Source organism: Clostridium sp. CCUG 7971, assembly GCF_017590215.1.
Taxonomy (GTDB): domain Bacteria; phylum Bacillota; class Clostridia; order Peptostreptococcales; family Peptostreptococcaceae; genus Faecalimicrobium.
Genome location: NZ_JAFFPK010000094.1, coordinates 1 through 24,483, shown reverse-complemented (window position 1 = coordinate 24,483; position 24,483 = coordinate 1). Strand labels below are relative to the sequence as shown.

19 protein-coding genes and 1 pseudogene are annotated in these 24,483 nt (G+C 27.1%); 5 read left to right on the top strand and 15 right to left on the bottom strand.

Going from position 1 to position 24,483, the window contains the following annotated elements; genetic code table 11:
• Positions 1-137 precede the first annotated feature (137 nt).
• Positions 138-1,031 carry an AraC family transcriptional regulator gene (locus tag JWF52_RS12205; RefSeq protein ID WP_208333827.1) on the top strand — a complete coding sequence of 298 codons (894 nt, stop codon included), beginning with the start codon at positions 138-140 and terminating at the stop codon, positions 1,029-1,031.
• A 141-nt stretch (positions 1,032-1,172) separates the two neighbouring features.
• Here the strand turns inward: JWF52_RS12205 and JWF52_RS12200 are convergent, their stop codons facing one another.
• The 5 genes and pseudogenes from JWF52_RS12200 to JWF52_RS12180 all read right to left on the bottom strand — a co-directional run bounded on the left by JWF52_RS12200 (position 1,173) and on the right by JWF52_RS12180 (position 9,668).
• The gene (locus tag JWF52_RS12200; RefSeq protein WP_286184140.1) at positions 1,173-2,531 is read right to left on the bottom strand and encodes an FAD-binding oxidoreductase; all 1,359 of its coding nucleotides are present in this window, start codon (positions 2,529-2,531) and stop codon (positions 1,173-1,175) included.
• A gap of 158 nt (positions 2,532-2,689) precedes the next feature.
• Complete coding sequence (gene fucO, locus JWF52_RS12195) at positions 2,690-3,838, bottom strand: lactaldehyde reductase (RefSeq protein ID WP_208333826.1); 1,149 nt, start codon at positions 3,836-3,838, stop codon at positions 2,690-2,692.
• Positions 3,839-3,977: 139 nt separating this feature from the next.
• Positions 3,978-5,254, bottom strand: a pseudogene (locus tag JWF52_RS12190) (DEAD/DEAH box helicase).
• Positions 5,255-5,421: 167 nt separating this feature from the next.
• Positions 5,422-6,030, bottom strand: coding sequence for a TetR/AcrR family transcriptional regulator (locus JWF52_RS12185; RefSeq protein WP_208333825.1), 609 nt, complete (start codon positions 6,028-6,030; stop codon positions 5,422-5,424).
• Positions 6,030-9,668, bottom strand: a complete 3,639-nt coding sequence (locus JWF52_RS12180) for an efflux RND transporter permease subunit (RefSeq protein ID WP_208333824.1) — start codon at positions 9,666-9,668, stop codon at positions 6,030-6,032. Before JWF52_RS12180 ends, JWF52_RS12185 begins: the two co-directional genes overlap by 1 nt.
• A 201-nt stretch (positions 9,669-9,869) precedes the next feature.
• On the opposite strand from JWF52_RS12180, the gene JWF52_RS19700 reads away from it, so the two are divergent.
• Together JWF52_RS19700 and JWF52_RS12175 are read left to right on the top strand one after the other, a co-directional pair.
• A complete protein-coding gene (locus JWF52_RS19700; RefSeq protein ID WP_353654932.1) occupies positions 9,870-10,052 on the top strand; it encodes an EamA family transporter in 183 nt (60 codons plus the stop codon).
• A 38-nt stretch (positions 10,053-10,090) separates the two neighbouring features.
• On the top strand, positions 10,091-10,831 hold the full coding sequence (locus tag JWF52_RS12175; protein ID WP_353654931.1) for a DMT family transporter: 741 nt from the start codon (positions 10,091-10,093) through the stop codon (positions 10,829-10,831).
• 64 nt (positions 10,832-10,895) lie between these two features.
• On the opposite strand, the gene JWF52_RS12170 is transcribed toward JWF52_RS12175, so the two are convergent.
• The 3 genes from JWF52_RS12170 to JWF52_RS12160 all read right to left on the bottom strand — a co-directional run bounded on the left by JWF52_RS12170 (position 10,896) and on the right by JWF52_RS12160 (position 15,228).
• Positions 10,896-12,647: a DNA polymerase domain-containing protein gene (locus tag JWF52_RS12170; RefSeq protein WP_286184139.1), complete on the bottom strand. Its 1,752-nt coding sequence runs from the start codon at positions 12,645-12,647 to the stop codon at positions 10,896-10,898.
• Between the two features lie 82 nt (positions 12,648-12,729).
• Positions 12,730-14,277, bottom strand: a complete 1,548-nt coding sequence (locus JWF52_RS12165) for an ABC-F family ATP-binding cassette domain-containing protein (RefSeq protein WP_208333823.1) — start codon at positions 14,275-14,277, stop codon at positions 12,730-12,732.
• Positions 14,278-14,574: 297 nt separating this feature from the next.
• Positions 14,575-15,228, bottom strand: a complete 654-nt coding sequence (locus tag JWF52_RS12160; RefSeq protein WP_208333822.1) for a hypothetical protein — start codon at positions 15,226-15,228, stop codon at positions 14,575-14,577.
• A gap of 263 nt (positions 15,229-15,491) precedes the next feature.
• Between JWF52_RS12160 and JWF52_RS12155 the strand changes: the two genes are divergently transcribed.
• Entirely contained in the window at positions 15,492-16,466 is a 975-nt protein-coding gene (locus JWF52_RS12155) for an aromatic acid exporter family protein (RefSeq protein ID WP_208333821.1), read from the top strand.
• 162 nt (positions 16,467-16,628) lie between these two features.
• On the opposite strand, the gene JWF52_RS12150 is transcribed toward JWF52_RS12155, so the two are convergent.
• From JWF52_RS12150 to JWF52_RS12120, 7 genes are all read right to left on the bottom strand, one after another.
• Positions 16,629-16,904, bottom strand: coding sequence for a CD3324 family protein (locus JWF52_RS12150; protein WP_208333820.1), 276 nt, complete (start codon positions 16,902-16,904; stop codon positions 16,629-16,631).
• A gap of 310 nt (positions 16,905-17,214) precedes the next feature.
• Positions 17,215-17,649 (bottom strand): N-acetyltransferase, encoded by a 435-nt coding sequence (locus JWF52_RS12145; protein ID WP_208333819.1) that lies wholly within the window; start codon positions 17,647-17,649, stop codon positions 17,215-17,217.
• A 182-nt stretch (positions 17,650-17,831) separates the two neighbouring features.
• Positions 17,832-18,293: a ferritin family protein gene (locus tag JWF52_RS12140; RefSeq protein WP_208333818.1), complete on the bottom strand. Its 462-nt coding sequence runs from the start codon at positions 18,291-18,293 to the stop codon at positions 17,832-17,834.
• A gap of 153 nt (positions 18,294-18,446) precedes the next feature.
• Positions 18,447-19,706 (bottom strand): cation:proton antiporter, encoded by a 1,260-nt coding sequence (locus tag JWF52_RS12135; protein WP_208333817.1) that lies wholly within the window; start codon positions 19,704-19,706, stop codon positions 18,447-18,449.
• A gap of 136 nt (positions 19,707-19,842) precedes the next feature.
• Positions 19,843-21,183, bottom strand: coding sequence for a sulfatase family protein (locus JWF52_RS12130; protein ID WP_208333816.1), 1,341 nt, complete (start codon positions 21,181-21,183; stop codon positions 19,843-19,845).
• A 2-nt stretch (positions 21,184-21,185) separates the two neighbouring features.
• A complete protein-coding gene (locus JWF52_RS12125) occupies positions 21,186-22,040 on the bottom strand; it encodes a carbohydrate ABC transporter permease (protein ID WP_286184138.1) in 855 nt (284 codons plus the stop codon).
• A 15-nt stretch (positions 22,041-22,055) separates the two neighbouring features.
• Positions 22,056-23,024, bottom strand: a complete 969-nt coding sequence (locus JWF52_RS12120) for a carbohydrate ABC transporter permease (protein WP_353654930.1) — start codon at positions 23,022-23,024, stop codon at positions 22,056-22,058.
• Between the two features lie 294 nt (positions 23,025-23,318).
• Between JWF52_RS12120 and JWF52_RS12115 the strand changes: the two genes are divergently transcribed.
• On the top strand, positions 23,319-24,467 hold the full coding sequence (locus tag JWF52_RS12115; protein WP_208333815.1) for an AraC family transcriptional regulator: 1,149 nt from the start codon (positions 23,319-23,321) through the stop codon (positions 24,465-24,467).
• Positions 24,468-24,483: the final 16 nt, after the last annotated feature.

The window sequence follows — 24,483 nt, the reverse complement described above, 5'->3', positions numbered from 1 at the left end:
TTTTACACATAATTGGTTAATTTCTTCATACTTAACTTTCTTAATTAAATTATACACTTTATAATAAACGTTTTCTTGTGATATAATAGTCAGAAAATATAATAATATTCACTTTTTTATAAATAGGAGGTAGTACTTTGAAATATTTTGATTATAAAGAAAATAAGCAACATGGGACTTTTGATTTTCCAATAGAATTTTATCATGTTACTCCAAGCCATCCTAGATATAACATGCCATACCATTGGCATACTGAGTATGAAATAATAAGAATTTTAGAAGGAGAATTTTTGCTAGTTACTAATGAGGAAAAAATATTAGCACAAAAAGGAGATGTAGTTTTTATACATGATGGCATTTTTCATGGAGGTACACCTAAAGATTGTATTTATGAATGTATCGTATTTGATATGAAGTTACTTTTAAAACAAAATAATGCATGTACAAAACAAATACAAGATATTATAAATCAAAAAAAAATAGTTCTCCCTAAACTTCCTACTGATATATGTAATTTGAAAGTATGCTTAGATAATTTATTTGAATCAATGAAATCAAAAAAAATTGGCCATGAATTTATTACTCAAGGGTCCTTATACCACTTATTAGGAATTATTTTAGAGCATGAATTATACATAAATAAAAACAAAGATACTAAAAAAAATCAGGAAAAAGTTCTACAATTTAAAAAAGTGGTATCTTTAATAGAAGATAAATATTGGGCACCTTTGTCTCTTGAAGATTTATCTAAAGAAGCATGTATGACTCCAAAATATTTTTGCAGATTTTTTTATGAAATGACCAATAAAACACCCATTGAGTATTTAAATTATTACCGTATTGAAAGTGCTTGTGAACAACTTATAACTACTGACTCGCCTATTACAGAAATTGGGCTTAACTGTGGATTTAATGATGTAAGTTATTTTATTAAAACCTTTAAAAAATATAAAGGAACTACACCTAAAAAATATTTAAAATATTTACTATCTAATAACATTAAAGAAGATCGCCCTTATGGTTACTTTTAATAATTTTTATATTTAAATATATTAATTCATTATAAGATAACTACTGTATTTACAGCATGTTATTACATATAAAAAATTAAAATAAGTACCTTGGATAAATTCATATCACAGGTACTTATTTTAATTTTTTATATTAAGAATCTATTTTTTATTACCTATACTTTGTGGAAAACTAAATATATTACATGGATCATATTTATATTTTATATACTCCAATCTAAAAACATTATTTCCATAGTACTCAAATTTATAATCATAAATCTTATTATAAGGAAAGTTAACATAAGATCCATTAGTTAAATTATATATATATGGATAATTATTATATACCCACCTATAATTATCTTGTTTATAATAATTATTTTCAAACACTGATTGTAGCAACAGTATATACTTAGCATCTCTATAGTAAAATGCTGTATTATATTTACCAACTTGAGATACTTTACCTCCTAATCCATACATATTGACTGATGTTAAAATAGAACCTTCAGGTCTTTTAGTATTTATAATAGATACTATTTGTTTTATCTCATCTATAGAAAAATATCTCTCTACAAATCTACCTGTAGATTTAAAATATTCATATTTAGGATATATTTCACCCACTTCATTTACAGCCTCCAAAAAAGTTATATATTTTAGGCTAATATTAGATCCTTGTATTTGATAAAATGGTTGCAATAATCTTTGAGTTTCGTATAGATTTTTATAGCAAATTCCTATTGCATAAACATACATTCCACTATCTAAAGTATTATATATTCCTGCTCTCATATTTATATCATTATCAACTTTACTAATCCACCTTTGCCATGTGTCAAAAAATATACATTGAGTGTTTATACTAGCTTTTGGGTAATAAATTTCAAACAATGTTACATCTCCTACTTTATTTGGTAATTTAAAGGTCATTGATACTACAACTCCATAGTTACCTCCACCAGCACCTCTAACTGCCCAAAATAAGTCTTGATTTATATATTCATTTGCAACTAATAAATCTCCATTATAATTTATTAATTCTATCTCTACAAGACTGTCACATCCGAGACCTAATTTTCTAGAAGATAAGCCCCATCCTCCTCCAAGACTATATCCGCTAACTGCAACTGTTGGACAAGTTCCTCCTGGAAATGGGTATCCTTGACTAGAAACATAGTTATATAATTGTGAATTAGTTACACCTCCACCTATTTTAACAGTATTATTCACATAATTTATTTTCATGCTATTCAATCTACTTATATTTATAACTAATACATTATTTCCCGTTGAGTATCCTTCATAATTATGTCCTCCTGATTGTACCCTAATAGGAACGCATCTACTTTTAGCCCAAAGTATAGCATCACTTACATCTTGATAATTTTCACAGTATACTATAGCTATTGGATACTTTTGTATTGATCTATTCCACACTTGTCTTAAATAATCATAATCATAGCTATCTCTAGTAATAATTTCACCATTTAAACTACAGAAACATATATTTTCCAATTAAATCACCTACTATAAATATTTTTGTTTCATAATATTTTATGTAGTATTTTGTCTAATTGTTATACTTATAATAAAAATACCTCTAGGTATCAATTAGATATCTAGAGGTATTTTTATTAACTATTTTTACATTATTTAGAGTAACTACACTATGGCTATATTAAAGACTTATATAAATTTACTATATCTTCAACACATGTATCTTTTGGATTTCCTGGTCTACACGCATCTGCATATGCAGACTCTGCTAAAAAATTAATATCTTCTTCTTTGATTATTTCTTTTAAATTATGAGGTATTTCAACATCACTAGAAAGTTTCTTAACTGCATCTATTGCAGCCTTTCTATATTCTTCAATACTCATATTTTCGATTCCTTCAACTCCCATAGCTGCTGCAATGTACTTATACTTATCTCCAGTTGCTTCAGCATTATATTTCATAACTGTAGGAAGTAATATCGCATTTGCTACACCATGAGGTGTATCATATAATGCACCTAAAGGATGTGCCATAGAGTGAACTATTCCTAAACCAACATTTGAGAATCCCATACCTGCTATATATTGACCAAGTGCCATTCCTTCTCTACCTTCTTTAGTATTTTCAACTGCACCTTTTAAACTTTTAGCTATTATCTCTATAGCCTTTATATGAAACATATCAGTCATTTCCCAAGCAGCAGCTGTTGTGAACCCTTCGATTGCATGAGTTAGAGCATCCATTCCTGTAGCAGCTGTAAGACCTTTGGGCATACTTTCCATCATCTCTGGATCAATTATCGCCACTACTGGTATATCATGAGTATCTACACATACAAATTTTCTACTTTTCTCAACATCTGTTATTACATAGTTTATAGTAACTTCTGCGGCTGTACCTGCTGTTGTTGGGACTGCTATTATTGGTACACATTTATTTTTAGTAGGAGCAACACCTTCTAGACTTCTTACATCTTCAAATTCAGGGTTGTTTATAATTATACCTATAGCTTTTGCAGTATCCATAGACGATCCACCACCAATAGCTATAATATAATCTGCTTCTGAATTTTTATAAGCCTTAACACCTACTTGTACATTTTCTATTGTCGGGTTTGCTTTTATATCAGAGTATACTTCGTATGTAAGATTAGCTTCATCTAATATAGTTGTAACTTTTTTTGATACACCAAATTTAATTAAACCTGGGTCAGTGCATATAAATGCTTTATTTAAACGTCTACCTTTTACCTCTCTTACTATTTCTTTTATAGCTCCATAACCATGATAAGATGTTTCATTTAAAACTATTCTATTTATCATAATAATAATCCCCTTTATCAATATACTTTATATTATATATATTAGATAAAAGGGATTTATAATTCTATGAATATAGTAGCATAAAATATGACTATTTTCACTTTTGTAATATTTTTACATAATACTTATATAAAATATATTATTTATCAGTAACTTTTTTTACAGTCTTTTTTCTATATTGCTTCCAATTCTTATTATTTTTGTTAGAAGTATTTTTTTTATTATTAGTAGTACTTTTATTATTACTTCTATTATCTTTGTTTTTATCATTTGTTGAAACATCATTTGCACTTGTGCTTTGAGAATGGTCTTTTACCACTCTTATTTTCTTCTTTATAAGCTTTTCTATTGATTTATGAAGATCTCTTTCTTCCATAGAACAAAATGAAATAGCCACTCCACTTTTACCAGCTCTTCCTGTACGACCTATTCTATGAACATAAGTTTCAGAAACTTCTGGTAAATCGTAGTTTATTACATGAGATAATTCATCTATATCAATTCCTCTTGCTGCTATATCTGTTGCTACTAATACTCTTATTTTACCTTCTTTAAAATTATTTAAAGCAAGTTGCCTAGCATTTTGAGATTTGTTACCATGAATAGCAGCTGATTGTATACCAGAGTTTATAAGTTGTGTTGTAATTTTATTTGCTCCATGCTTTGTTCTTGAAAATACTAGTACAGATTCCATAGATTTATCTTTTAGTAAGTCTATAAGTAAATCTTTCTTTTGCTTTTTACCTACAAAGTATATACTTTGGTCAACAGTTTCAGTAGTAGATGATACTGGTGCAACTTCTACTTTTTTAGGATTTTTAAATATAGAATCTGCTAGTTTTGATATTTCTTTTGGCATAGTTGCTGAGAAAAATATATTTTGACGCTTAGTCGGCATGTGCTTTATTATTCTTTTTACATCATGAATCATACCCATATCAAGCATACTATCCGCTTCATCAAGTACAAAATATTTAACCTTGCTTAAATTTATAAACTTTTGATTATATAAATCAAGCATTCTACCAGGAGTAGCTATTAGTACGTCTACACCTTCTTTTAATGCCTTTGTTTGAGGATTTTGAGATACTCCACCAAAAATAACTAAGTTTTTTATATTCATATACTCTGAGTAAATTTTAAAGTTTTCTCCTATTTGTATAGCAAGTTCTCTAGTAGGTGCTAGTATTACTGCTTTTATACCTTTTGATGAATTTTTATCTTTATATATATTTTGTAATATTGGAATAGCAAAGATGCTGTTTTTCCTGTACCTGTTTGAGCACATCCAAGTAAGTCATGTCCTTGTAATAAATATGGTATAGACTTTTCTTGTATCGGTGTTGGTTTTTTATATCCTTCTTCTTCTAATGCCTTTTTAATAGGCTCTATTATATCTAAATCTTTAAATAGCATTGTTTCTCCTTTAAGCTTTATATTTAATTTTATCTTATTTTTATTATATAAAAAAAGAGACTTCAAATATATGTAAAGCTAAACATATAAGTCCCCTTAATACATTATACAATATAATCTTTAAAATTAATACAAAAAAATCGTATCTATTAAGATACGATTTTTTATTAATTTAATCCCTTTAGAAGTAGTTTATATGCTCTATCTTTAGCATTTTCCGTTTTTTCTTTATCTTCCTTATTGTTAATACACATAGTATTTCCAAATCCCATAGCTACACTTTCAAATACCATAATCTGATATTCTTTATCTTCTTGTTCTTTAATTATATTTTCTGATACTCCAAGAGATACTATATCTTCTATTGTTTCTTTTAACAAATTATATCTACTATTAATATATTCTTTATTATTTTCTAGTATTTCTTTAAACTCATGATGGCTTAAATTAGAAAACAATATATTAGTAGCAGAACTGTAATCTCTTGCACCTTTTGCAACTATATCTAAAGCAATATAACATTTATTTTTAAAACCATCTTTTTCATTAATTTTTTTTAAAGTTTCAGATAGCTCTATGTTCATATTATAAAGTAATGCCTTTTCTAAAATTTCTTCTTTAGATTTAAAGTAATCGTAAATAGTGCCTTTACCAATACCAGCTTCCTTTGCAATATCAGCTACTTTAACCGTATGAAGTTTAATACCTTCATGCATAAGCTTAGTTACTGCATTGAAAATCAGTATTTCTTTTTCAGAGTGAGTGTTATTTTCCACTACATATCCTCCTCATCTATTATGATTGGTTTTAACTCTTTACGATTAAGTATATCATACATAATAGGAACTACAAATAGTGTTAAAATTGTTGCATAGCTAAGTCCTCCAATTGTAACTATTGCCATTGGTTGAATCATATCAGCTCCTGTTCCTATTCCTAGTGCTAAAGTTGAAAGCCCCAGTATTGTTGTAAGTGCTGTCATAAGTATTGGTCTTATTCTTGTTCTTCCTGTTACTATTAATGCTTTTTTCTTATCCATTCCAGCAAGTCTTAGCTGATTTACATAATCAACAAATACTATACCATTGTTAACTACTATACCTGCAAGCATTAAAAAACCTAACATGGATATCATACTTAGTTCAAAGTTTGTTATTAAAAGTCCTAAAAATCCTCCTGTAAATGCAAGTGGAATTGTAAATAATACAATAAATGGAGATAGTAATGATTGGAATTGTGCTACCATTATTAAGTATATAAATACTATGGCTAATGTAATCATTTTTATTAAATCACCAAAAGCGCTATCCATAGATTCTTTTTCTCCACCCATTTCTATACTATATCCATCAGGCAAATTATAATCTTTTAATTTTAAGTCAACTTCTTTACTTATTAAGCCAATATTATGTTTTTTATCTATTGATGCAGTCATTTCTATATTTCTTACCTGTCTTTCATGCTTTATAGATTCAAGACTTTCTACTTCTTTAATTGTAGCTATGTCACTTAATTTAATTTCAACTTCTTTATTCTCTTTCACAGTTTTTATTTTATATCCTGATAAGCTCTCTCTACTTAATGTATCTTTTTTATCATCTACTACAATTACTGAATATTCATCTGAACCAACATTTAATGTAGTTGCAGTGTTCTCATTTTTTAATGCCTTTGATACTTCTTGATAAACTTGCGCTACTGTTAGACCATACGCCATAGCCTTTTCTTTATCTACAGTAATTTTTGTTTCTTTATTTCCATCTCCTAAAGCATTATCTATTTCAGTTGTACCTTCTATTTTTTCTAAAATATCAGTTACATCTTTAGCTATATCTTTTAGTTTATCTAAATCATTTCCTTTTACTGTTACTTGGATTCCTGAGCCGCCTAATGCTGACATATCCATATTTGAAGAATTAACTTTTATATCTGCTTTTAAGTCTGATGTTTCTTTAGTTATTATATCTGCTACTTCTTGGCTTGATAATTTCTTACCCTCTTTTAATAAAACATAGAAAGATACACTATTTTTACCTCCTCCAAACATAGAAAATTCTCCATTACTTTGAAGTGCTCCAACTGTATCTACATCTTCAATTTTTGTAATCCTATCAATTATAACTTCACTCATATTTCTTGTATCTTGTGCTTTTGACCCTTTTGGCATTTCTAAAGTAACCGATAATTGTGTACTATCACTTTCAGGCATTAATATAGTTCCTTTAGATATAATTAAAACTGCACTTCCTATAAGTAAAACTAAAGATCCTATTAATACTATAAATTTATGTTTAAGGCTTATTTTAAGTAATTTTTCATATACGTTAACAAACTTATCAAATAACCTATGTTCTTTTTGAATATTTGATTTAAGCATTGTTGATGACATTGATGGAACTAATGTAAGTGCCACTATTAAGCTTGCTATTAGAGAATATGCAATTGTAAGACCCATGTCAGTAAATAGCTGACGAGATAATCCTTGTGTAAATACTATTGGTAAGAATACACATACTGTTGTTAGTGTTGATGCAAATATTGCTCCTGCAACTTGATTTGCTCCTTTTACTGAAGCTTTTACAGCATTCATACCTTCATTTCTTAATCTATATATATTTTCAATTACTACTATACTATTATCAACTAGCATTCCAACTCCAAGTGCTAATCCTGACAGAGATATAATGTTCATTGTTACGTTACTAAAATACATTATAGTAATTGCAAATAGTACACTTATTGGAATACTAAACGCTATTATTATTGTTGGTCTAATACTTTTTAAGAATACAAATAGTATAATTATTGAAAGTAATCCACCTAATATAAGATTGCTTAAAACTGATTTAATAACTATATCAATATATACACCTTGGTCTTGTAAGGGGGTTATATGCATATCTTTATTTTCACTTGTAAGTTTTTTTATATTTTCATTAATTCTCTTTGAAATCTCTGATGTAGATGATGTACTTTGCTTTTGGAAAGATAGTATTATTCCATCATTACCATTAATTTTTGCATACATTTTATCTGCATTATCAGTAAGTCTAACATTAGCTACATCTTCAACTTTTATTTCTCCCACTCCATCAATATTAAGTAGTACTAATTTATTTAAATCTTCTATACTTGAAACTTTATCTCCTATCTTAACTATGTATTGCTCTTCATTTTCACTAATATAACCTGCTGGCATTGCAAAATTTTGAGCTGATAGTATTTGACTTAAATTTTCTTTTGTTATGTTCTTTCCTAAGTCTGCATTTTTATAAGCTTCTTCCTGTGCTTTTTCAAGTTCTTTAGATGACTTTTCAATCTCTGCTTCACTACTTGACAGTATATCTGATGCTTTATTTAATTCTGAGTTTAAAATAGCTTTTCCATCTTCTAATTGCTTTTCTTTATCATTTAATTCTTTTAGTTGCTTTTCTAAAGATGATTTTTGAGAATTTATTTCGTTTAGTTTTTCATCAAAAGATTTAATTCCGGATTCAAGTTGTAATAAACCTTCTTTTTGTTTATCACTTATTTCCATTCCATTTTCTTCTTGTTTCTTAATTATTCCTTCTAATAAATTCTTTTGATTTATTAACTTATTCTTTTGATTTTCTAACTCTTTTTGTGCAGTAGGTAATTGACTAAGTGCATTTTGAAGTTTTACTTTTCCTTCTTGTATAGCACTACTTCCACTTGAAAGTTCTTGATTTTTATCTTTACTTTGTTGTTCTAATTGAGCTTTACCCTCAGCTATTTTTTTCTTTGCACTGTTTAATTCAGCTTTAGATGATGCCATTTTTGAATCAATAGAATTTTTTAACTTATTGTTAAGATTTTCAATTTTGCTATCATCTAGAGTTATTTTTATACTTTCTTCTAATAATCCTGTTGCATCAACTGAAGCTACTCCATCTATTCTTTCAAATGTTGGGATTACATCTGACTTTACTATATTAGATGTTTCTTTTATATTACGATTATTTATATCAACACTCGCTACCATTATGGGCATCATATCTGGATTCATTTTCATAAGTGTAGGTGTACCTACTTCATCAGATAATTGGGCCTTTACTAAGTCTATTTTTCCACTTAAATCAATCATTGCACTATCCATATTCATACCCTGATTAAATTCAAGCATAATCATACTTGAATTTTCACTCGATACACTGTTGATATCCTCGATACCATTAGTTGTTGCTAAAACTTTTTCTAATGGTTTTGTTACTGATTCTTCTACTTTTTCAGGACTGGCTCCTGGGTATGTTGTCATTACAATTACATATGGTAAATCTATTTTAGGTAATAAATCTGTTGTCATTCCTGTAAAAGACACCACTCCTAAAATAATAACTAGTATTACTGATACAAAAACTGTAAAAGGTCTTTTTACGCTAAATTTTGAAAACATATAAAATTCTCCCTAATAATTTTTCCGACTGACCAGTCAGTCGCTAATTTAAAGTGTATCATTTACTTATATATTACTCAATAACTTTTATCTATATTTATTACATTTTAAGATTGTTATTTAAATTTCTAACTAATATAGATTAATCACTATCACATATTTATATAAACAGTATTAGTATAATTATTAGGGGGTGTTTTTATGAAAAAGGGATATGTATATATAGCTTTATCTACTTTTTTATTTAGTACTATGGAAATTGCACTAAAGACAGTGGGCTCTAGTTTTAACCCAATACAATTATCTATGACTCGATTTTTAATAGGAGGTATAGTTCTACTTCCTTTTGCATTAAAATCGCTAAAAAAAAATCACTGTCTCTAAATTTATCCGATTTAAAATATTTTTCATTTTTAGGTTTTATGTGTGTAGTTGTAAGTATGACTTTTTATCAACTTGCGGTATCTACAAGTAAAGCTTCAGTAGTTGCTGTATTATTTAGTTGTAATCCTGTTTTTGTAATGTTTTTTGCATATATATTATTAAAAGAATATATTCATAAAAATAATATTTTATCCTTAATTTTAGAGATTTTAGGAATTTTAATTATAATAAATCCTCTTCATACAAACTTAAATCTAAATGGAGTGTTATTAACTTTATTATCTGCTATAACTTTTGCTATTTACGGGGTTTTAGGTAAAAAGAAATGCATAAAATTTGGTGGACTTGCTGTTACTTGCTTTAGTTTCATATTTGGTAGTTTAGAGATGATAATGCTTTCTCTCTTAACTAAATTTGACTTTGTTTCAAGCTTACTTAATTCTAATAATTTAGGAGTATTTTCAAATATTCCATTCTTTACAGGGTATACATTGGGCAATTTTCTTTATGTAATTTACATTTTTGTATTTGTTACGGGGGTTGGTTATGCTCTTTATTTTAAAGCTATGGAAGAAACTTCTGCTAATACAGCATCATTAGTATTTTTCTTTAAACCTGTTTTATCTCCTATACTTGCATTTTTACTTATACATGAATCTATCCCTTTTAATATGATTATTGGAATTATATTTATTATTTTAGGATCTATAGCTTCACTTTTTCCATCAATTTTAAATAATAAACACAATGATAAAAATAAAGCTATAGAAGAAAGTTAACTTTAAAATAGCTACCTGTAAAATAAATTTTAATACGCTTATTTTACGGGTAGTTTATATTTATTTAATTTAATAAATCAAATAAAGTTATCTCTGGCTCAGGTGCAAAGTCTTCTAATCTTTTCTTCGCTAAATTAATATACCAAGACTTATCTAGTTTAGAAGGTATTTTCATATCTATTATATTATCATTTACTATAAATACCCTATCTGGTGTATTCCCTATTTTCTCAGGATTTTTAAAACCTTCTTTAACCTTCATTATACTAGGATCACGTGCTAATTTACTTGCAAATACTCTTATTACTTTTAAATTTATTTTCTCTTGCCCGTATAAAGCATATTTATAAGTACCAGTTATTTTAACACACTTTTGAAAGTCTATTAAACTATTACAATTTAATATAGTATCTTCTATGCTTACATTATTGATCAGATACTCTTTTAATGCTTTATTAACTATTGGTAAATCATTATCCAGTAAACTTAACTTTTTAACATAAGCTCCCTTACTCTTTACTTTTTTATCTTTTTGTATAAATATATAATTATTAACATCCTTTTGAATTACTTTTTCTATCATATCATGGTCTAAGTCCATTTTTGTTCTACTACACCAATCTTCACAAATCTTTAAATATTTATCTACATCTTCTTTACTATTGAATCTAAACATAACACCATCTGTATTTCCCTGTATAAACTCTGCATTATCTTCAAATTCAAGTTCAACTTTTTCAATTAAATCAAGTAATAATAATTGACCGTTTACACATATTGCATTTCCAACTTGAGGATCGTATAAATCATTATTTCTATCTTTTGATGCTCCAAAAACTGAGTTTAAGACTATTTTTAATGGATACTCTTTAGGGTCTTTATTTTTTTTAAGCTCTATTCTAGTATCTCTTATTTGTTTATATTTTTCAGGTTTTGATACATTCCTACTTAATAGATTATAGTTAATTATTATTGATGGATAAAATGAACTTACATCACTGTTTACAATAAATCCCTCTTTATTATATTTTTTTCTTGCAGAATGTAATCCTCCCCATCCAAAATCTGTTTCTACATTATATACATTTATTTTTAGACCTTTTTTATAATCTCTATTATTAAAATCCTCATACCATTTTTTTACAAAATCATACTTACTAAATTCTAATGTATCTATTATATTAAAATCAAATTCATCGTTTCTTTCAAAATTTGGTCTTTTAGCCCCTAGTATTGAACTACTTAATTGAGCTTTTGATTTATTAAAAAAGCTTTCTTCTAAGTTAAAATAATTTATTAATGCTTCTTGAGCTTCATATTCATGTTTTAATTCATTAAAAACCTTTAATGTCATTCTAACATCATGTAGGCAATAACTTGTTAATTCTTCTATTTCTTCTTTACTTGGATAAGTTTTTAGATCAAAAGGTACACTACTTTCTACTATACTCTCACCCATAAATAACTCTAGCTCTTTAAGACTTTTAAATCCATCTCCTAATTCAAAGAAGAATAGTTCCTGGCTATTTAAAGATCTATCTATCTGCCATCCTGAAAGTTTTTCCTTAATTATTTTATCTGATACCATACAGGGGTTTAGATTAGCCAGTAAAGCCTTCATGATCCATTGATCATACCCTCTTATATTGTACCCTAGCCATATATTATTTCTATTTTTATTAAACACTCTTAAGAATTCATTTCTATCATTAACTATTGTATGTTCTAATCCACTTTTTACATCTTTCATACAGCACATCCAGAAGTTAGCATTTGATAGAACTTCAAAGTCTATTACTATTAGCCTTTTATTCATAATGCACATCCTTTTATGTTTTCTTATTTGTTTACAATATAATAATACCCCATAGTATAAGTTATTAACTAGGTGGTATTTTTTATATTTTTAAGTTTTCACAGTTTAATACATCACTTACAATATCTTTATAAAAATCACGCTCATGACATACTAAAATCAAACTTCCTTTATACTCTTTTAATGCTTTTTTTAATTCATTCTTTGCATCTATATCTAAATGATTTGTTGGTTCATCTAAAATTAATATATTACTTGGTTTATTTATAAGCTTACACAACCTAATTTTTGATTGTTCTCCACCGCTCAATATATTTACTTTGCTATCTATATGCTCGTTAGTTAGTCCACATCTAGCTAGCATACTTCTAATTTCATATCTATTACATTTATAAAATTCATTCCATATTTCTTCTAAAGCAGTATTATCATTTTCTATTTTTGTTTCTTGTTCAAAATATCCTATTTCTTGATACTCTCCAATTTTCACTTCTCCACTTACAGGTTTATTAATCCCCATTAAACTTTTTAATAATGTTGTTTTTCCTATTCCATTTGAACCAATTACAGCAATCTTTTGCCCTCTTTCCATTTTTATATTTATAGGCTTGCTTAAGGGCTTATCGTATCCTATAACTAAATTTTTTGTCTCAAATATAACCTTTCCTGATTCCTTAGACTCTATAAACTTAAATTTTGGATTTGGCTTATGTTTAGCTATTTCTATTCTATCAATTTTATCTAATTTTTTCTGTCTAGATTTAGCCATACCACTTGTTGATGCTCTATATTTATTTTTTGCAATATATTCTTCAAGCTTTAAAATTTCTTCTACTTGTCTATTGTATGCTGCCCTTAATTGAAGTTTATTTGCTTCATATACCTTTATGAAACTTTCATAATTACCAACATATCTTTTCAGTGATTTATTTTCAAGATGACATATTACATTTACAACACTATTTAAGAAATCTAAATCGTGAGATATTAACATAAATGCATTTTCATAGCTTTGTAGATATTTTTTCAGCCATTCTATATGATTTTCATCTAAATAGTTTGTAGGTTCATCTAATAGTAATATGTCTGGCTTTTCTAAAAGTAACTTTGCTAATAATACTTTAGTCCTTTGACCTCCACTTAACTTTGAAACATCTTTGTCTAATCCAATATCTCTAAGACCTAAACCAAGTGCAACTGATTCTACTTTTGAATCTATACTATAAAATTCATTATTAATTAAAAAATCTTGTAATTCAGTAGTTTTTTCAATTGTTTTATTCATTTGTTCTATATCCATAAAAGACATTTGATTATACATATTATTAAGTTCAGTTTCAATACCAAATAAATCAGAAAATGCTTCCTTTAGAGTATCTCTTATAGATTTTCCTTCTTTTAGGTTAGTGTGTTGATCTAGATATCCAACACTTATTTTGCTACTCCAATGTATATTTCCGCTATCAGGTATTATTTTATCGGTAATTATATTCATAAAAGTTGATTTACCTTCCCCATTTGCTCCAACAAGCCCTACATGTTCCCCTTTTAATAATCTAAATGATACACCTTTAAATATTTCTCTATCCCCAAACCCATGGCTCATATTTTCAACTGTTAAAATACTCATTTTCATTCCTCATTTCTTGCTTTGACTTTTCATGTTTAAATCATATCATTTAAGAATATAATATCCAAGTTTACAAATATTTCTGTAGTAATATAGACTCTAAATATAGTATCCTCATAAATAAAAAGTATCTCAATAATTATAAAATTAACTTGAGAGACTTTTTATTTATACTATTTGTTTTTCTTGTCTAATAATTCTTCTAATACTATGTTCAGTAAGGTAGTAATAATTTACTAAATCCTAAACATATAAAAATACCCATATCCTTTGGATATAGGTATTCGTGGATTTCAATTATTTACTTTTATTTTCTAAATTCTTTCTTCTGTTATCTAATGGGTTTAGATTTATATGATGAACTCTTTCATCTTCACCTGGCTTCATTATAACATCTGCCATATGAACCTTACCATTTGGAGTATGAGCTATTACTTGAGGTTGCTTAGAACCCTTGTGGCAAATCCATGTATATCTCTTATTTATTACTCTATCTAAATCTTTAAACGATACTAAAGCTTTTTCTTGAATTTTACCATATTTGTCTCTTAATATTACAGCTATAGTTTCATCGTCTATAACTTCATATGCATTTTTTTCTTTTGTATCAACCAGTTCTAAATTACATTTTCTATTGTCTAATGTATCTCCATTTATATGTCTGATTGGAGCTGATACTTGAGTGTCTAATATTACGGATTGAAGATTTTTCTTAGTACTTTTTATTTTCTTATTTTCTTTAGTTACAGTTAAGTTTTGAACTAAGTAGCTATTAAAGTCTTTGTGCCACTCAGCAAACCAAATTCCCATTGCTTGTACTTTTTCTAAATCTTCAGTATCTATTTTAGCCACAAGTTCAGTATTATTTTTTTTAAGTATTGTTATAAGGGTAACTGAACCTTGAGTTTCATACTTATTTTCTGTTGTTTTATAATTATTTATGACAAACACCTCTTTCTTTAATCAATGTTATCTAAGTGTACCAGAATTAAGCAATAAAAGCTAATAAGTTTTTCAATGCGAGAGACGATTTGCATGAATAATACACAGAATTCATAGCATAAATTGGACATAATCCAGCTTATATTTTTGGCATTGATTTTACATAACTAGATGAATGGAAAAAATGGTAAGATATAGTTAACTCTATTTTAAACCATATAAGGTTTATGTTAGAATTATCCTTATTATATTTATCTACAGGAGGTTTATGATTGAATAAAATTAATGCACTTAAAGTAATAAAATTATCTATTGGAAGTTCCCTTGCTATATTTATTGCTTGGTTATTAAACTTAGAATACTCAATGGTTGCTGGAGTTATAGTCTTACTTACAGTAAAAGATACTAAAAAAGAAACTCTTAAAGGTACTATCGGAAAGGTTTATGGTTTTCTTCTATGCACTATTCTTTCCTACTTATGTTTTAATATTTTAGGATACCATTTGACTTCATTTTCAATATTTATATTTATAATTATATTTCTTTGTTTCTTGTTAAAAATCCAAGATGTTATTGCTATGTGTGTAGTTATTGCATCCCATTACTTCCTTCAAGGAGAAATATCTTCTAGATGGATTTTAAACGAAGCTGGAATATTTGTAATAGGTGCTGGAATAGGCGTCATAATAAATATGTATATTCCAACAAATATAAATAAAATATATGAAGGTCAAAAAAAGTTACAAGAAGAAGTAAGTACTGTACTTATAGATATTGCAGATCTTATTGTAAATCCTAAAAATGAAAATAGATATAATAAGGATTTACATACCTTAAACTTACTTATTGATAGTAGCATTTCCGCAGCTTATGATAATATTAACAATAGTTTATTAAGTGACACTAGATTTTTCTTAGACCATATGGATATTATAAAAAGCCAACGGGATATCTTAGAAAACTTGTATAGCCATGTATCACAATTAAGTTGTGCACCACCACAAGCTCATATTCTATCTGCTTTTATACATAAAATAGGTCATACTGCATTTGAAGCTGAAACTGTAAATCTACTTCTTGAAGAATTGAATAGACTAATGCTAAGTATGAAAAATCAACCACTACCTATAAACAGAATGGAATTTGAGAATAGAGCTATTTTGTTTTTGTGCTTAACTGAATTGAAGCAGTTTTTAACTAACCGTAAATGTGCTCAGATGCTTAGAGACAATAATTTTTATAAATAAATTTCTTGACTCTTATTTGATAGTATTATGCTATATAACTTTTCCACCTAGTGATTATTGAAAAAAACATAGTTTTTTCTAATTATTAATATAGACTTTTAGTATAATGATAGTATAAATAAAAAGTTCATAATTATAAAATTGACTTGAGGCACTTTTTATTTATACTATTTGTTTTTCTTGTCTAATAATTCTTCTAATACTATTTTCAGTAAGGTAGTAGTGCTTAGTAAGTTCTTTAACAGATATACCTTCTTTATATTTGTTAAAGATCTCTATATTTCTTTTCTTTAAATCATTCTTAGTTCCACTACTTTCTCCCCAAGATTTTTTATTACTAGACTTTCTAGGTATATATAAATATCCACCATCTATATATTCTTGAATTAATTCAATAACATCTTCAGGTAATATATTTTGTGCTTTTTCATATTTCATAATTCTCGCTCCTATCTACTTTTTAGTTCGTAAATAATGAAGCAAAGACTGCACAAAAAAACTTAACCGAATTTAATTTCGGCTCCGAACAAAGTTTAGTTCTGTATATGTATTACAGTCTTTGCACGGAGCCAGAAACAATAACTAGCACTGGTTTATTTTGCATAAATAGCCTCCTTTATATTAATAGTTTATATTATTTTAATAATTTATATTTTTATATTATGCTTAAAGCATATCACAAAAATTATATCATCTATACTTCTAGAACGCAAAGGTCATAAACAATTCTGTATTAAAATTAACCATACTAATAATTATTTTTTATTCTCATTGTATACTCCATAAAGTTAGAGTCTTCATTTTCTTGTTGTGAAATTATTTTAAATCCTTTTTTCTTATAAAACTCAACTGATGCTTTATTATCTTTATAAACAGTTAAATCTAACTGTCTGTATTTATCTAATGCAAATTCTATTAATTTACTTCCTATACCTAAACCTTGTTTATTAACATCAACAAACAATGCTCCTATAAATTCACTTTCTATTATACCTATAAATCCATATATATTATTATCTTCTTCATATACAAAAACTTCAGACATAGGTATATATACATCCTTAACTACGCTATAATTATTTATCCAGTAACTTTTCTCTATAAAATCATGAGCTTTTATGGTAGATTCTCTCCATATATCCATAATAACTTCTATATCTCTATTTTCTAATTTTCTAATCATTTTTATATCTCCTATAATAAAATTTTTATCTGTTGCTTTTTATAAAGCAAACATAAACTCACCTCCAATTACTTTTATAAAATTCTTTATAATGCTCATTATACACTAATTAAATGTTACATCCCATAAAAAAACTATAGCTTAAAATAGCTATAGTTTTTTATTTATATATAGTTTAGATACTAATATTGGTAATCTGATCTTGACCTTTGTAGTAAGTATTTGCTAAGTTTTTTGTCATGCTTACTTATAAGTTCTTTTAAATCATTAACATAGTTTTTTTCTGCAATAAATTCCTCATTTATAACATTTTCTATATCTTTTAGTCCTAATTCTTTAGATTTATTAGCTAAAGAGTTAACTAAGTCTAATGAATTTTTCTCATGTTCTAAAAGTTTATATAAGCTTTTAACTATATCATCACTAACCATTCCATTAAGTAAAGCATATCTACCTGCACTCCTTATTTTATCCATTGCCATTTCTTCTAGGCTTGTAGCTGTGTCCTCATAATTTTCGTTTTTACATATATTACTAAGTGCTGATAGTGCTGCTGCGTAATAAATTTCATTATTAAGTACTTCATTTATAGAATCTTCTAGTTTTGTATTTTTTGCTTTTCCTATAAGATTTATATTTTGCATAATTATCTCCTTTATTTATACATCTTTTTAATATGGTTAAAAATAAAATTAATTTTTTATTTATTTTTTACTACTTCTCCTAGTATATGTGCATTTTATTATAAAAATTAATTATTTTTTATTTTAATGACTATACTTAATGTATAAATTTTATTATAGAGATATTTTGTCGTCTTTATCTAGTTCTTCTAAAACTCCAAGTTTTTTAGCAACTAATTTAGTCGTACTTCCTTGTATAATAAGTGTAACTAGTACTGTCATAAATACTACTGAAGATATTATTTCATATCCAGGTACTTTCATAGCTGTTATTATACCGCAAAGTGCTGCTGGTATAACTCCAGTTTCTCTAACCCACATCATAAATAATATTTCTTTTTTATTCCATTTTGCTTTTCTATCAAATAATACACATACTAAAACACATATTGGTCTTGCTATAAACATTAAACCTAATACAACAATTAATGATGGTATAAAGTATTTTATAAGCATTGGAATATTAACTTGGCTTCCTAAAATAATAAATATTGACATACGACAAATTGTCCCTAAAGTTTCTGCAACATTACAATCTGCATCGTATGATGTTTGTGACAGCCAGATTTTAAAGTTTTTCTTATTACCTGTTATTATACCTACTATAAAACATGCCATATATCCACTTCCGCCAAATTTAGTTGCAACTTCATATGCTATTATTACAGATAATATAGATATAATTGGAGCAAAGTCTTTAAAAATTCCATAAGGTTCATCATTAACTAGTTTTAAAAGAACTATACCAGTTACTACACCTACTAAAACTCCAACTACAACCATTATACCTAGCTCATATAAATTTTCTGTTAAAGAGAATTTTCCAGACAGTATTATAGCAATTACAGCTGATGTAAGTATCGCTCCTGTTGCATCATTAAAAGCTGATTCACTTATAACTGTCTGTTTTACTTTATCTTTTATTTTTACTTGATTGAAAATTGGAACTAAAGTTGCTGGATCTGTTGATGCTATTATTGATCCGATTAATAAAGCAGTCATTGATGATATCCCAAAACTTACTCCAGCTATTTGACCTACTATAAATGCTGATATTAATACCCCTACTGTGGATAATAAAAATACACTTATCTTTACATTCTTAAGCACCTTCAAGCTAATTTCTTTTCCACCTAAATATAGTATAAATGCCGAACCAAAAGTTAATATTAGTTGATTTTCAACTTCATATTGACTTATATCGAAAAACTTTAAAACGGAAGGTCCAACCAGGATACCTGCTATTAGAAAAAGTACTACATCCGGTACTTTTAAAACCTCACTTAATTTAGAACAAATTATTCCTGTAACTGCTACTATCGCAAAAATTACTAGTAAGTTATTACTAGCAATTGTTTGTATAGAAGATTCCATGTAAACATCCCCTTTTTAATTAGTTTAACTTTATCTACCTATTATATTAATAGGGGATGCAATCGGTGAATGAATTCAATGTTAAATAAATTTAACATTGTCTATAAAAAATCTCCCAATTTTATGGGAGATTTTTTTACTTCTTATTTGTAATTTTAATATCTATATGTTCAATATTTTTTATATATTCTTTTATTCTTAATCTAAGTTCTTCTTTAATATCTTCATAACCTCTATGATCTATTAAATTTACTTTTTCTAATGGATCTTTCTCTAAATCGTAAAGATAGCATTCTTCATATTCTAAGCTATAGCTATCTTCATAAGGGTGTTTATTTGGATCTATTATGCAATATTTGTATTTTTTAGTTCTAAGAGCTCTACCTACATAGCTTTCACTTATTTGTATAAATACATCATCTCTATTTGTTTTGTTATGAACTAGATCAAGTAAAGATACACCTTCCATAAACTCAGGTTTGCTTCCCATTGCTATATCTATTATAGTCTTAGGTATATCTATTAAACTTGATAATTCATGGATTACTTTTCCACCTTCAAATCCTGGACCATAAGCTACTAATGGAACCCTTATAGTATTTTCATAAAAACTTCTCTTATAATCGTCTGCTCCACCTTTAGGTAAGTTTTTATTTTTAGTTTTAAAGTGGCAACCATGGTCACTTGTATAAATTACCACTGTATTTTTATCTATATCTAAATCTTTAAGCTTTTCTCTTATTCTTCCTAGATTATTATCTAATGATTTACAGCATCCTAAATAATCTGGATAATTTTCTTTATAATCACCTTCTATAGATTTTAAATCTTGTGGAAGGATATATTCTTTAAATTTATCCTTTGATCCTTCTGGTCCTTCATATATTTTTCTATCATTTTGATGATGTGGCTCTATATGTGATAAGAATAATAAAAATGGCTTTTCTTTATTTCTATTTTCTAAATAATCTAGAGCAAAATCAGTTATTTTATCAGCTCTATAACCTTCAAATTCTATCTTCTCCATATCTTTATTAAAGACATATCCATCATATCCATGAGATGTAAATTCTAATACATCTGATGCCATCCAATAATCCTTATATCCACCTCTTTTATTTTCTGGAACTGGAGAAGTTGAAAAATCACATTCATCTTTAGTTGATGCAAGATGCCACTTCCCTACATACGCAGTTTCATAACCTTCTTCACTTAATAATTTTGCTATTGTAGTTTCATCTTCTTTAAGTCCTATATCATTTATAAAACATTCTGTTTGCGTTGCATATTTTCCTGTTTGCATACAACTTCTAGCTGGACCACATACAGGTTGACAAGTAAAAGCATTTTCAAATTTTACTCCTTCACTTGCCATATAATCAAGATTAGGCGTTATATCTAATTTTTGCCCATAACATCCAACTGTATCAAATCTTTGCTGGTCTGAAAAAAATACTATTATATTTGGCTTTTTCATATTTATCCCTTAAGACCTCCAACATTAACTGCTTCTGTAAGCTTCTTATTAAGTAATGCATACACTATTACTGTTGGTATAATTACTATTACCATACCTGCAAATAATGCACCCCAATCAGTAGAGAACCTTTGAACTTCCATTAAGTTTTGAAGACCAACTGGTAACGTCTTTTTAGTATCATCTGTAAGTAGTGTAAATGCCATTGCATACTCATTCCAAAACCCCATAAAGTTAAATATTAAAACTGTAAGTACTCCTGGTTTTATCATTGGAAGTACAACATGTCTTATAGTTTGAAGTCTTGTGCATCCATCTATTACAGCAGCTTCTTCATATTCTTTTGAAACTCCTTTTATAAATCCTGTTAAGATAAATATTGCAAAAGGTAATTGAATTACTGAATATATTAAACTTAATGCTGTTAAGTTATTTAGTAAATTAAGTTTTGCTACTAGTAAAAATAATGGTACTAATATATAAGTTGGTTGTATAAATAAACCTAATGTCATAGCAAGCATTATAAGCTCTGCTCCAAAGAATTTGAATCTAGCTAAACAATACGAACATGGAACTGCTAGTAACATCAAAAATAATGTAGATACTAATGTTACATATACTGAGTTAAAAAAATACCCTGACATATTTGCTTTATTCCAAGCACTTATGTAATTTGTCATATTATATGCTCCTGGAAGAGCCCATGGATCAGCAAAGAATTCTTGTGATGTTTTAAATGATTGCATTACTGTCCAAAGTAGAGGAACTAATACCATAAATAAAAATGAAATTAATATTATTCTAAGAACTGCTCCTGTAAATACATTTTTTACTGTAAATTTATTATCTCTAACCAATGTTTGTCCCTCCCTTTATAATTCAATTACTTCTTTTTCTGTAATCTTTTTAACTATTAAAGCAAGTACTATTGCTATAACAAATACTACTACTGATATTGCCATAGCATATCCGTAATTTGCATTCATAAATGCTTGAGTATCCATCTGATTTAATAATGTTGATGATGCATTATCAGGTCCACCCTTTGTCATTACTTTTACAAATATGAAACTTAAATTAAATGCACCTGTTATAAAGAATGTAATTGTAACCCTTACTACTTCCCATATTAACGGAAGAGTTATTATAAAGAATTGTTTTATTTTACTTGCTCCATCAAGTGTTGCTGCCTCATATAAATCTTGAGGTATTCTATTTATTCCTGATATATACATTACCATGTAATAACCCGTTGCTTGCCATACCATTGTAAATACTAATGCCCATAATACTGTATTACTTTCTCCAAGCCAAGTTCTCTTTAACATTCCCATTCCTATAAAGTCTAAGAATGAGTTCAATATACCTAAATTAAAGTCATATATATACATAAATAACATACCAATAACTACCATAGATAATACATTTGGTAAAAAGAATACTAAGCGGTATAACGTTTTCTCCCACTCGAATATTTTTCCTTGTGTAAGTATTACTGCAAAGAATAGTGCAAGCAACATAGTAATTATTGGAAATAATCCTAATATAAAGAACGTATTTCCTAATGACTTCCAAAATACTGGGTCATTAAATAACGTTACAAAGTTTTCAAATCCTATAAATGTAGGATTACTACTAAGTCCAGTAGATCTATAAAATGACATTTTAGCTGCATTTAACATAGGATATATTTTAAATAATAAAAACAATAAAACAGTTGGTGCTACACAACACAATATAAATAAATTTTGGCTTCTTTGTTTTTTACTTTTTCCTAATATTTTACTAAATTTAGGCTCTTTATTTTGTGGCTTTTTTGGTGTTACTGTTTTTGCGTCCACATATATTCCCCCTCTTATAAGTTAATTAATTTTCTATACTATAATAGTAGTCCCATTTATTCTCTATTAAAATAGATTAATCTTACCCCTATATAGAAAATTTTTACATTTATAAGCTAAAGTATTTTAAATAAACATTTTCCTAAATATGTATTCTTTGTCCTATAGGACATACTTTACTTATTTTTCAAAATAAAATTTGAGCTAATTGTAATTATTTGCTTGAGTTTATTAATGGTATATAGATATAATTTAAATATACTAAAATTGGATTTTTTAGGGGGTGATAATTTCATGTTCAATAAAACAACTAGTCCTAGTTTTAAATACTTTGGTAGTATTACTTATAAAGAATTAGATTTAAATACTTCAACTTATTATAAATTTAGTAATAAAAATATTAAAAATTTTAAGCTTATAACTGACGACGATACAATAATTAGTGTTTCAAAAGGTGTTGTCATGATTTTAGTATCACTTGATATTAGTAGTATGAAATCTTTTATAATAAATAGAAATATCACTATAAAAAAAGGTGTATATTTTAATTTTATTTCTATATCAGATGAAGCAGAAATTTTAATTTCATCACGTTGTAATGAATTTCCATTGGTTGACTTAGAAGAGGAGTATACATATTCGTCTATATCTTCATCTTTAAATATAAATGAAATATATACTAAGTTTTATCAAGAGAAAGGCATTAATTATAACTTTCCTGGTGAAACTCATCCCTACTGGGAACTAACCTACGTTGATAAAGGTGTATTATCAACTACAGTAGATGGTAAAGATTATGAACTAAAACAAGGAGATTTAATTTTCTATGCCCCACTACAGTTTCATACTCAGTCTACATTAGACAAAAATAGTAGTTCTTATTTAACAATTAATTTTAATATGGATTTTAATCATCATGAGTTGTTGTGTAATAAGGTATTTAATCTTCAAAGAGAATCTTATTCTGTAGTTAGTAATCTTATCAAAGAGCTATCTAATGATAGTATATATTCTAATGATTTAGCCCTTTGTTATTTAAAGCAGCTTATAATACAAACTCTTAGATTAGAAAATTCCTATTCTCAATCAAGGCCTACTACTCATATGCAACAAACTTATGAAAATCAATTATTAAATGATATTATTAAATTTATAGATGATAATATTGATTCAAAGATATCTATTGATACTTTGTGCACTCATTTTTGTATAAGTACTTCTATGCTTCATTCTTTATTTAAAAAGAATATGAATAATACTGTAAAAAATTATATAAATGAACTAAAACTTAATAAAAGTAAGGAACTTATTAAAAGCTCTACATATACACTTAGTGAAATTTCAGAAATTCTTGGATTTTCATCAATACATTATTTTTCTAAGAAATTTAAATCAAGCTTTGGAGTTTCACCTACTGAGTACTCAAAATCTATTTACGAATAATAAAAAGAGGAGTAAG

What these genes read in the sequence shown, in the direction of transcription:
- JWF52_RS12145 (WP_208333819.1), bottom strand. Translation starts at nt 17,649, where the DNA reads ATGATTAGAAAATTAGAAAATAGAGATATAGAAGTTATTATGGATATA.
- JWF52_RS12175 (WP_353654931.1), top strand. Translation starts at nt 10,091, where the DNA reads ATGTGTGTAGTTGTAAGTATGACTTTTTATCAACTTGCGGTATCTACA.
- fucO (WP_208333826.1), bottom strand. Translation starts at nt 3,838, where the DNA reads ATGATAAATAGAATAGTTTTAAATGAAACATCTTATCATGGTTATGGA.
- JWF52_RS12130 (WP_208333816.1), bottom strand. Translation starts at nt 21,183, where the DNA reads ATGAAAAAGCCAAATATAATAGTATTTTTTTCAGACCAGCAAAGATTT.
- JWF52_RS12135 (WP_208333817.1), bottom strand. Translation starts at nt 19,706, where the DNA reads ATGGAATCTTCTATACAAACAATTGCTAGTAATAACTTACTAGTAATT.
- JWF52_RS12180 (WP_208333824.1), bottom strand. Translation starts at nt 9,668, where the DNA reads ATGTTTTCAAAATTTAGCGTAAAAAGACCTTTTACAGTTTTTGTATCA.
- JWF52_RS12165 (WP_208333823.1), bottom strand. Translation starts at nt 14,277, where the DNA reads ATGAGTATTTTAACAGTTGAAAATATGAGCCATGGGTTTGGGGATAGA.
- JWF52_RS12150 (WP_208333820.1), bottom strand. Translation starts at nt 16,904, where the DNA reads ATGAAATATGAAAAAGCACAAAATATATTACCTGAAGATGTTATTGAA.
- JWF52_RS12140 (WP_208333818.1), bottom strand. Translation starts at nt 18,293, where the DNA reads ATGCAAAATATAAATCTTATAGGAAAAGCAAAAAATACAAAACTAGAA.
- JWF52_RS12170 (WP_286184139.1), bottom strand. Translation starts at nt 12,647, where the DNA reads ATGAATAAAAGGCTAATAGTAATAGACTTTGAAGTTCTATCAAATGCT.
- JWF52_RS12115 (WP_208333815.1), top strand. Translation starts at nt 23,319, where the DNA reads ATGTTCAATAAAACAACTAGTCCTAGTTTTAAATACTTTGGTAGTATT.
- JWF52_RS19700 (WP_353654932.1), top strand. Translation starts at nt 9,870, where the DNA reads ATGAAAAAGGGATATGTATATATAGCTTTATCTACTTTTTTATTTAGT.